Source organism: Terribacillus sp. AE2B 122 (assembly GCF_902497585.1).
In the GTDB taxonomy this organism is placed as follows: domain Bacteria; phylum Bacillota; class Bacilli; order Bacillales; family Amphibacillaceae; genus Terribacillus; species Terribacillus saccharophilus_A.
This window is the reverse complement of the sequence record NZ_LR700946.1, coordinates 23,920-33,258: the sequence shown is the minus strand read 5'-3', so window position 1 is coordinate 33,258 and position 9,339 is coordinate 23,920. Positions and strand designations below refer to the sequence as shown.

At 37.2% G+C, this 9,339-nt stretch carries 8 protein-coding genes; 6 read left to right on the top strand and 2 right to left on the bottom strand.

Features of this window, described 5'->3' with window-relative positions; all coding sequences use genetic code 11:
* A partial coding sequence (gene lysS, locus AE2B122_RS12580; protein WP_254593496.1) for a lysine--tRNA ligase occupies nucleotides 1-1,314 on the bottom strand: 1,314 nt, incomplete at its 3' end.
* A 200-nt stretch (nucleotides 1,315-1,514) separates the two neighbouring features.
* Between lysS and AE2B122_RS12575 the strand changes: the two genes are divergently transcribed.
* The 6 genes from AE2B122_RS12575 (at nucleotide 1,515) to AE2B122_RS12550 (ending at nucleotide 7,298) form a co-directional block, all read left to right on the top strand.
* Nucleotides 1,515-1,928 (top strand): helix-turn-helix domain-containing protein, encoded by a 414-nt coding sequence (locus AE2B122_RS12575; RefSeq protein ID WP_305852010.1) that lies wholly within the window; start codon nucleotides 1,515-1,517, stop codon nucleotides 1,926-1,928.
* A gap of 84 nt (nucleotides 1,929-2,012) precedes the next feature.
* Nucleotides 2,013-2,429 (top strand): MarR family winged helix-turn-helix transcriptional regulator, encoded by a 417-nt coding sequence (locus AE2B122_RS12570; RefSeq protein WP_175074319.1) that lies wholly within the window; start codon nucleotides 2,013-2,015, stop codon nucleotides 2,427-2,429.
* 766 nt (nucleotides 2,430-3,195) lie between these two features.
* Nucleotides 3,196-4,224, top strand: coding sequence for an LLM class flavin-dependent oxidoreductase (locus tag AE2B122_RS12565; protein WP_175074318.1), 1,029 nt, complete (start codon nucleotides 3,196-3,198; stop codon nucleotides 4,222-4,224).
* A gap of 63 nt (nucleotides 4,225-4,287) precedes the next feature.
* Nucleotides 4,288-5,316, top strand: a complete 1,029-nt coding sequence (locus AE2B122_RS12560) for a nitronate monooxygenase family protein (RefSeq protein WP_175074317.1) — start codon at nucleotides 4,288-4,290, stop codon at nucleotides 5,314-5,316.
* Nucleotides 5,317-5,716: 400 nt separating this feature from the next.
* Nucleotides 5,717-6,469: an SDR family NAD(P)-dependent oxidoreductase gene (locus AE2B122_RS12555; protein ID WP_175074316.1), complete on the top strand. Its 753-nt coding sequence runs from the start codon at nucleotides 5,717-5,719 to the stop codon at nucleotides 6,467-6,469.
* 73 nt (nucleotides 6,470-6,542) lie between these two features.
* Entirely contained in the window at nucleotides 6,543-7,298 is a 756-nt protein-coding gene (locus tag AE2B122_RS12550; RefSeq protein ID WP_175074315.1) for an SDR family NAD(P)-dependent oxidoreductase, read from the top strand.
* A 474-nt stretch (nucleotides 7,299-7,772) separates the two neighbouring features.
* On the opposite strand, the gene AE2B122_RS12545 is transcribed toward AE2B122_RS12550, so the two are convergent.
* Nucleotides 7,773-8,903, bottom strand: a complete 1,131-nt coding sequence (locus tag AE2B122_RS12545) for an NtaA/DmoA family FMN-dependent monooxygenase (RefSeq protein WP_175074314.1) — start codon at nucleotides 8,901-8,903, stop codon at nucleotides 7,773-7,775.
* Nucleotides 8,904-9,339: the final 436 nt, after the last annotated feature.

The following is a 9,339-nucleotide window of genomic DNA, read 5'->3' as shown; positions in this document are numbered from 1 at the left end:
TTGTTCTTTTTCTTTCATCTGCGCTTCGAAACGCTCACGCTGATCGATCGGATCGTTCAGCTCGGAGAATGCATTTGCATGCTCTCTTCCTACAATAAATACTTCAAAGCGATCCGTGAAGCGCTCGTCTTCCGGATTCTTCTTCGCCAGCGGAGAAATCTCAACTGGATGACCATAAATAAAGGTCGGCTGGATAAGCTTGTCCTCTACACGCTGTTCAAAGAATTCATTCACAATATGACCGTATGTCATTGTATCTTTGATATCAATACCATTTTCCTTCGCCAGATCTTTTGCCTCTTCGTCAGTCATCTGCTTCCAGAAGTCAACACCTGTATATTCTTTGACTGCATCTACCATGTGCAGGCGTTTCCACTTCGGTTCAAGGTTGATTTCATACTCACCATAAGGAATCACAGTTTTACCAAGTACGTCTTTTGCTACATGGGCAATCAGATTCTCTGTCAATTCCATGATTGTATCCATATCACCATACGCTTCGTATAGTTCAAGCATTGTGAACTCAGGGTTATGGCGTATAGATACACCCTCGTTACGGAATACACGTCCGATTTCGTACACTTTCTCTAATCCGCCAACGATAAGACGTTTCAGGTGCAGTTCAATCGCAATACGCATATAAAGCGGTATATCCAATGCATTATGATGGGTAATGAATGGACGAGCTGCCGCTCCACCCGGAATGCTGTGCATTAGTGGTGTTTCCACTTCCAAGTATCCGATATCGTCCAAATAACGGCGGATACTTTGGATAATCTTACTGCGAGCAATGAATGTCTGCTTTGACTCTGGGTTCACAATCAAATCAAGGTGGCGTTGACGATAGCGCTGCTCAATGTCAGTCAAACCATGGAATTTATCAGGAAGCGGACGAAGTGCTTTGGAAAGGATATCAAAAGAAGTCGCCTTAACAGAAAGCTCTCCTACATTCGTTTTGAACATTACACCAGTAACACCAACGATGTCACCTAGATCGGCACTGCTGAATAGCTCATACGCTTCATCACCAACCTGGTCTTTACGAACATAAAGTTGGATCTGGCCACTCAAGTCCTGCAAGTGAGCAAAACCCGCTTTACCTTTTCCGCGTTTTGTCATAAGACGGCCAGCAATCGTTACTTCCGCTTTCTTCTCTTCCAATTCTTCCTTACTGAAAGCATCAAAAGCTGCTACTAGTTCTTCCGTTTGATGTGTGCGCTCGAATCTGGCACCGAACGGATTATAACCTTGGCTCATAAGCTGTTTCAGCTTATCGCGGCGCACCAGCATCTGATCGTTTAATTCTTCACTCATCCTGTCACTCCTATATCTCCTTGGACAATTTTAGTCCTGAATTTCCTATATCCACTAATCAAAACCTTCTTTCTGTGTTATGATTAGTTAGCTTATTAACTATATAACCCTCTTAATTAAAAGAAGAACTAGTAATTATTAGGTTTGGTATATATGCCATCCTAAAGTCATTATGAGTAGCTGTAAAGAGGGCAATATACATGGATATAGTACACATTTTTGTACTTAAGACAGGAGTGGAAAAATTGAAGGTTTGTAATGATGGATTTCACAAAGAATTTATTGAAGAAAAAGAAGATATGTACGCAATAGCATTTACTCAGAATGTCTTATCTGGACGATGGAAGTATTTTATTCTTTGGTACTTAAAAGGAACTACACGGCGTTATTCTGATATCAAAAATTTTTTATGGGACATATCACAAGGTTCCCTTACTAAGCAACTAAGAGAATTGGAGAACGATGGTGTCATAAAACGTGAAGTCTTTCCTGTAGTTCCTCCTAAAGTAGAGTACTCACTCACAGAAAAAGGAATGAAATTAATCCCTGTTCTAGATATGATGGAGGCTTTTGGTAAAGAGTATGGTGAAAAGGCAAAAAGTACAAATGATTAATTGAGTTTGGCCTTAAATTGACTTTAAATACACTCCAAGTTATGGTTAGCTCACTAATAAATTTAGACAGTGGGGTTTATATATATGATTAACGATGAAATAAGAGAGCTTTTAGACAAAATTTCGTCACAAACACGAAGAAAGCACAATCATTTACTACATGATCTTAACCTACATGTTGGACAAGATAATCTCTTATGTAAACTTTGGAGAGAGGATGGTTTAACACAAAGAGAACTTTGTAACAAGTTAAATTGTGAGCCTCCCACAGTTACTAATATGGTTAAAGCTCTTGAGAAGAAAGGGTTAGTTATTCGAAGAAGCGATCGCAACGATAAAAGAATTACCAGGATATTCCTTACTGAGTCCGGAAGAAACCTTGAAACTCCCGTTAATGAAAAATGGAGAAAACAACAAGATAGGCTATTAACAGATATTACTCTGGATGAGAAAATGCTTTTAAGAAGATTGCTAAAGCAAATGGAGACAAATCTCTTCTAGTAAAAGGTACAATTCCTGCTTTGATACCCTCATTTTGCTTACTCGCTAGTCCCCTAGATGAAAAAAGCAATGCCTCTTAAGGTATTGCTTTTTTAATACAAACATATAAATACTGTCTATAAACAACAAAACAATAATATATCCTGCTTCTTTAACAAGAGCCTTTTACCTCACGGTAAATTGTACTCCTCCCTTACAGAACTGCTTTCTGCACCTTTTCAACAAGATTATAGGCCGCCTTTAACATACTTTCGTACTTTCCCTAATTTTTTTAAAGCCCAAAAAGCATCGTTAAAGTAAAGAATTTTCTCAATTATTGAATGGATGGAAGAACTCAGGAAGAAGTTTGATTTCAGCAAAACGAATATCTTCCAGAAAAACACAGAAGCACCTTCAGATTTGAAAGTATATTTTAAGAACCCTGAATAATTTAATCTAAGGAAGGGCACTTTAATAGACTAATTTAACATTAATCGCTCCTAGTTTGTATTTTTGTTAGGGGACTAACTATATCTCAGGCATTCATTTTCTCTTCAACTAATTCTTTTTGAAATCTAAGCCTTCATAAACTCTGCTCCTTCACTTAAGTACAATAACATGTACTATATACATTTATATTGCCCTCTTTGCTATGGTCCATAAGTAATATATGATTATATCAGCAACAAAAAACAGCTTTTGTTTATGCATGAGTATACTGTTTTTTTTAGCTCCATAGTTAGCAAGCTAACTATATGAAAAAAATACAGAAAGGAGATTCCAGTAAGTGAATGCAACAAGTTCAAAACTAAGACTTTCTATTTTGGACTTCATCCATATTTATAAAGAAAGTGATGCCAAAGAAAGTCTTCAAAACACAACAGAAATGGTGCAATTAGCCGATCGGTTGGGATACACCAGATACTGGTTTACTGAGCACCATAATGCACCCAACTTAATGAGCACCTCACCAGATATGTTAAGTATGCATGCAGCAGCACATTCAAAGAGAATTCGTGTAGGATCTGGGGGCATTATGTTACCAAACCATAGTCCTTTAAAAGTTATGGAGAATTTCACTCTCCTCGAGGGTTTATATCCTGGAAGGGTTGACCTTGGAATAGGTAGAGCCTCTGGTGCAGACGGATGGACTATGTGGGCATTGTTAAGGTCGAGAGAATTATTGGCTAAAAATGATTTTCCAGAACAACTGGATGATTTACTTTCTTTCTTTGAGCGTAATTTCAAAGAAACTCATCCGTTTAGTCATATTAATCCTGCAGGCGACACATCAATGATTCCCCAAATGTATATGTTAGGCTCTAGCGAAGGTGGGTTACAATTTGCACTCGAAAAAGGTTTAGGATTTGTATTTGCTGCTCATCTCTCACCACACTTAGCTATTCCAATACTAAGGGCTTATAAATCAGATTTTAAACCTTCGCCTTTCTTAGATGAGCCAAAAAGTATGCTGGCAACAATAGTGATCACGGCTGAAACAGAAGAAGAAGCTAGATATCTAGCCGGACCGGCGGAACTACTATGGGCTCGAATGAGTACAGGCTCTAAGAACCTTACATTTCCTACATTAGAGGAAGCCCAAAATCACTCTTACACTTTAGAAGAAGAGGCAGCTAAGGTAAGAAATAAAGAACGATTTGTTATTGGTAGTACTGAAAAGGTCGCAGATAAACTTTATAAAACTGCCAAAGCTAGTTTGGTCGATGAAATAATCATTGCAGACTTTTATCCTAATCAAGATAGCAGATTGAGAGGCCATGGATTATTGGCAAAGGAATTAGGTTTATACCAGTAGATTAAATGTTAAAGGAAACAGCTGATATTACGTGGAGATTGCACAACGAATATCAAAAATTTTATGTCCGACATAATTAGAAGTAAGAAAAATTACTATACAGATAATAGAAGGAGAAATATAGAAATGAATAATCGAATTACAGAATTATTAGGAATAGAAAAACCAATTATTTCAGCAGCAATGACATGGGTCACTTCAGCAGAGTTTGTAGCAGCAGTATCCAACGCTGGTGGAATGGGCGTCCTTGGACCTAATGCAGGGCAAACCGAAGCAGCATCAAGTCCAGAAGATATGGCCGATAGATTAACAAAAGAGATCCATAAAGTGAGAGAACTAACTAATAAACCATTTGCGGTAAATTACATTTTCCCAATGGGTGGTGCTTCAGAAGATCCGTTTACTAATGCAGTATTTGAAGTACTAATTAAAGAAAATGTGAAAAACGTTATCGCGATCGGAACAGAAGTGGTTGAAAGCGAAATGAGAAGACTGAAAGAACACAATGTAAATGTAGTATACAGAGATCTAAGTCCTACAGTAGAAAAACTTTTAGATGCTGAAAAATCAGGGGTGGATGCACTTATTGTTACAGGTTATGAAGCTGGTGGCCATATGAGTGAATATAAAATTAGTACGCTTTCACTTGTCCCACAAGTAACTTCAAAGGTGAAGATTCCTGTTATTGCTGCAGGTGGAATCATTGATGGCAGGGGAGCAAGAGCAGCATTCTCCATGGGGGCAGAAGGTGTATATATGGGAACTAGATTTATAGCAACTAAGGAGAATCCGGCAAGTATTGAAACCAAAAAAGCCATAATTAATGTAAAGAGTGAGGAGTTTATTGAATTTAAATCAGGACAGGGACATTTGAGAACTATTCCTACAGAAGCAGGTAAAAAAGCTTTAGAACTAATTAACCAAGGTAAAAGTGATGAGGCATACAAATATTATGGAAATGGGTTCAAAATTGGAATGTTAGATGGAGACCTTATAAACGGTACTATTAGCGTATCTGAATCAGCAGGCGGTATTCAACAAATCCTGACGTGCCAAGAGGTAGTTGATGAAATTTTCAACTCCATTAACTAATAGACTTCTTATCAATTGAATCTTTGGCTTTTATCTTCTATCTAAAAGAACATAGTACAATTTATTGTACTATGTTCATCCATATTGCCCTCTATGAAAGGGTCAAATTTAACTATATATTGATGGAGAATGGCCATTTTAGAGGAAGGGAAGGTTGGTTAACAAAAGTATACTAATAATGGTGCCATTGAAGGATAAAAGAAAGCGTTAACATTATCGTGCTAAGGAGCTAAGGGGTTTCCGGAAAGTGCTATAGCTTTGAAACGTGAATTCCAAAAGAAAAAAATGAAAGGCTGTTCTTGATTTAAGTATTCCACACCATTATTACTGGGTACCGGATTTCTTTAAAATGGTACAGGAATGGCACTTAATGTAGGTCAAACATATAGGAGGAAATATAATGAAACTGTTAGAAGGAAAAGTAGCAATTATTACTGGTGGATCGAAAGGTATGGGAGAAGCTCATACAAGAAAATTTATAGATGAGGGAGCTAAAGTTGTAATAGGTGATGTTGATGTTAAAAATGGACAAAAACTAGCAGAAGATTTGGGTGATAACTCTATTTTTATAGAGTTGGATGTAACAAATCCTGAAAGTTGGGATTTGTTAGTTAAGAAGGCCAAAGAAACATTTGGTACCATAGATATTTTAGTTAATAATGCTGGACTTGCAGGTGGAGTGAGTGGACTTCTCGAAATGGAAGCAGACTTATATAAAAAAATAATTGATATTAATCAATTTGGAATTTTCAACGGAATGAGAGCTGTTCTACCTATAATGATCGAAAAAAGTGCGGGAGCTATTATAAATATTTCTTCACTTGCTGGTTTGAGAGCCAGTGCTGAAGTAAATCCAGCTTATACTGCGTCAAAATTTGCGGTGAGGGGCCTTACTAAACAAGCAGCATATGAGTTTGCTGATAAGAACATCCGAATCAATTCTATCCTTCCAGGGGCGATCCTGACACCTATGGCTCAAGAAACACTAACAAGTGAGCAAATTGATGAAGTGTCTCAAATGCTCCCAATGAAACGTTTTGCAAATCCAAATGAAGTTTCTGATGTTTTAGCGTTTTTAGCATCTGAAAAAGCCAGCTATGTAAATGGAACGGACATTATAGTCGATGGAGCAAGGGATACTATTATTAAGTAATTCAAAATCTATAGTGGAAATTTCAGCTATGTATTGGTAGAGGTAATTCACTATTAAAAAGGGGAAAAAATAAATGGGAAGACTGGACAATAAAGTAGCTATTATCACAGGAGCAGCTGCAGGACAAGGGGAAGTTGAGGCTTTCTTGTTTGCTAAAGAAGGAGCAAAAGTTGTTATAACTGACATCCAATATGAAAATGTACAAGCTGTGGCAGACTATATTAACGAGCATTTCCCTGAAAGTGCCATCGCTTTTAAACACGACGTTTCTTCAGAAGAAGATTGGATTGAAGTTTTAGAAAAAAGTATCGAAAATTATGGTAAAGTAGATATCCTAGTTAATAATGCAGGTATTGCAGCTACTAAGTCCTACCAAGATACTTCAATTGACTATTGGCATATGGCACTGGATATCAATGCATGGAGTCAATTTGTCGGAATTAAAACAGTAGTGCCTTATATGAAGAAAAACGGTGGCGGATCTATTGTAAATATTGGCTCGTTGGCAAGTAAGCTTCACTCAGCAGGAGGATTTAATGCTTATACAGCTAGCAAAGGTGCAATCCAATCCTTAACAAGGTCTGCTGCAGTGGAGTTTGCTCCTGATCAAATCCGAATAAATCTTATTCAACCAGGACCTATCCAAACAAATATTGTTACTAGATCTTTGAGCAAAGAACAAATAGACGAACGAGCTCAAGAAGTACCGATACGAAGATTAGGTCAGTCTCAAGAGGTAGCTAATCTGGCTCTCTTCCTTGCGAGTGATGACGCTTCTTATATAACAGGTGCTGATCACATAATCGATGGAGGTCTATCTGTAAAGTAAATTAACAGCAAGGTAATGAGACCACTTATCAAAGGTGGTCTCATTACCTTTTTATTGTTCCTTTCAGTGGATAAGTCAATAAGTTAAACCGTAACAGACATCTAATGAGATTCGGTTTTACTAAGGTATAAAAATAGCCAATACTGTAAGAATAAATTGTTGATATAAAGGGGTTTTTATGCATGAATAAGAAGTTGCGAGTGGGTATTATAGGTGAATCAATTAATAATGGTTGGGCTAAAGGATCCCATTTTCCTGCTATTCAGCACTGATGAAATGGAACTTTCAGCAGTTGGGACAAGCAGTATGGAGAGCGCCCAGAACAAAACGCTGGTTCTTCTTAAATTGACACATTTGTAGTGGTGCTGGGAGGGATGATTGACTCACTTATATCCGATAAAAAAACCCTATTAAGGACATTTCTAAGATGTCACTTCGATAGGGTTTTCTCGCTCATCTACTTGCTTTAATTAATTATATTGAATATCTATTCTCAGGATAAGGTAGTCCCAAATTACCCCGAAGAGTGTCTGATTCATATTCCTTACGAAAGATTCCTTTGTCTTGTAAAATAGGAATAACTAAATCAATAAAGTCATCAAATCCTGAAGGATGCTCCTGTCTTAACAGTAATAAATCCATCGCACCTGACTCGTACCAATGTTGAATTTGTTCCGCTACTTTTTCAGCCGAACCAAAAATTTGTGGTTTTGGTATCCTGTATCCATATGGTAGTAGGCTTTCTAACTCCTTGAATTTTTCTTCAGCTTCTTTGTCTGTCCTTCCTACAATTGGGTTATGTGATACGGTAATTATAAAATCATTAGGCGAACGTCCCTCTAAACTCACTCTTCTTCTTAATTCTTTACTTAATGCCTTGGCATTCTCTATATTATCAGAAGGAATAAATACGCCTTCAGCATGCTTTGAGGCAATGTTCATAAAATCTGGAGAGGTACCAGCTTGGAAAATAACTGGCCTTCCTTGTTTGGACCTACTGATATTTAAAGGACCCTCCACTGAAAAATAGTTTCCTCTATAATTAAGTGTGTGCATTTTTTGTGGATCAAAGAATACTCCCTTTTCTTTATCTCGTATAAAAGCGTCATCCTCATATGAGTCCCAAAGACCTTCGACAATCTCTAAAAACTCTTTTTTCATTGGATATAAATCTGATTTAGATAGATGAGTACGACTATAATTCGCTAATCCTCCTGGATTAGAAGTGACGGCATTCCATCCCGCTCGGCCATTGCTAATTTTATCAAGAGAAGCCATTTGACGAGCAACAGTGAATGGATCTGCATAAGAAGTTGCAATTGTGGCAGTAAGTCCAATAGAATGGGTCACCATGCTTAAGGCAGACAGAATAGTAACACCCTCAAACATACTGAGATAATGAGGTATCATACCGGGTCCAATATGGCTTACGTCAGTTAAAAAGATCGTGTCAAATTTTCCTTCTTCTAATCTTTTAGCTTTTTGTACATAGTAATCAATGCTCTCACTAGCATTAGCTGGCATATCTGAGTGACGCCATCCCATGTAATTCCAGCCAACACCGTCTATAGTTCCAGCAATTTTTAGTTGTCTTTTCTCATTCATTTATTTCACCCTATTTACTTTTGATTTTTGTGAAGTGCAGAAAGTTGAACTTTTAAATATCCGTTGAGTATTGGAATGCTAACGGAGTTAGACTTGTATAATATATTAAAAACTATGTACCAATATAGGAAGTAGGCAATTCAAATTGCTTAAGTACTAATTTCTGTACTATAGAGAAAAGAGCATCTGTTTTAATCCATTCAGCAACTTGCTTTGGAGGTTTTCTCACTAAATCCACAGTGAAATCCTCTGCTACCTTCTGAGGATTGATGAACCCATTAAAGATTGTTCCATCGCAGCAAACACCATAATGGAAGAGTTAGGGAAGAAGTTTGGGAAACAAAAACAAATAGACTAGCTAAAGCAAGCGTATCAAGACTTAGATCAAAAGAAATTTACTTTACGGTACAAAAAAATGTACTATGGCAATTTTTAT

Excerpts from the sequence above, each read along its gene's own strand:
- AE2B122_RS12575 (WP_305852010.1), top strand. The coding sequence starts at position 1,515 with ATGGATATAGTACACATTTTTGTACTTAAGACAGGAGTGGAAAAATTG.
- AE2B122_RS12570 (WP_175074319.1), top strand. The coding sequence starts at position 2,013 with ATGATTAACGATGAAATAAGAGAGCTTTTAGACAAAATTTCGTCACAA.
- AE2B122_RS12560 (WP_175074317.1), top strand. The coding sequence starts at position 4,288 with ATGTCCGACATAATTAGAAGTAAGAAAAATTACTATACAGATAATAGA.
- AE2B122_RS12555 (WP_175074316.1), top strand. The coding sequence starts at position 5,717 with ATGAAACTGTTAGAAGGAAAAGTAGCAATTATTACTGGTGGATCGAAA.
- AE2B122_RS12550 (WP_175074315.1), top strand. The coding sequence starts at position 6,543 with ATGGGAAGACTGGACAATAAAGTAGCTATTATCACAGGAGCAGCTGCA.
- AE2B122_RS12545 (WP_175074314.1), bottom strand. The coding sequence starts at position 8,903 with ATGAATGAGAAAAGACAACTAAAAATTGCTGGAACTATAGACGGTGTT.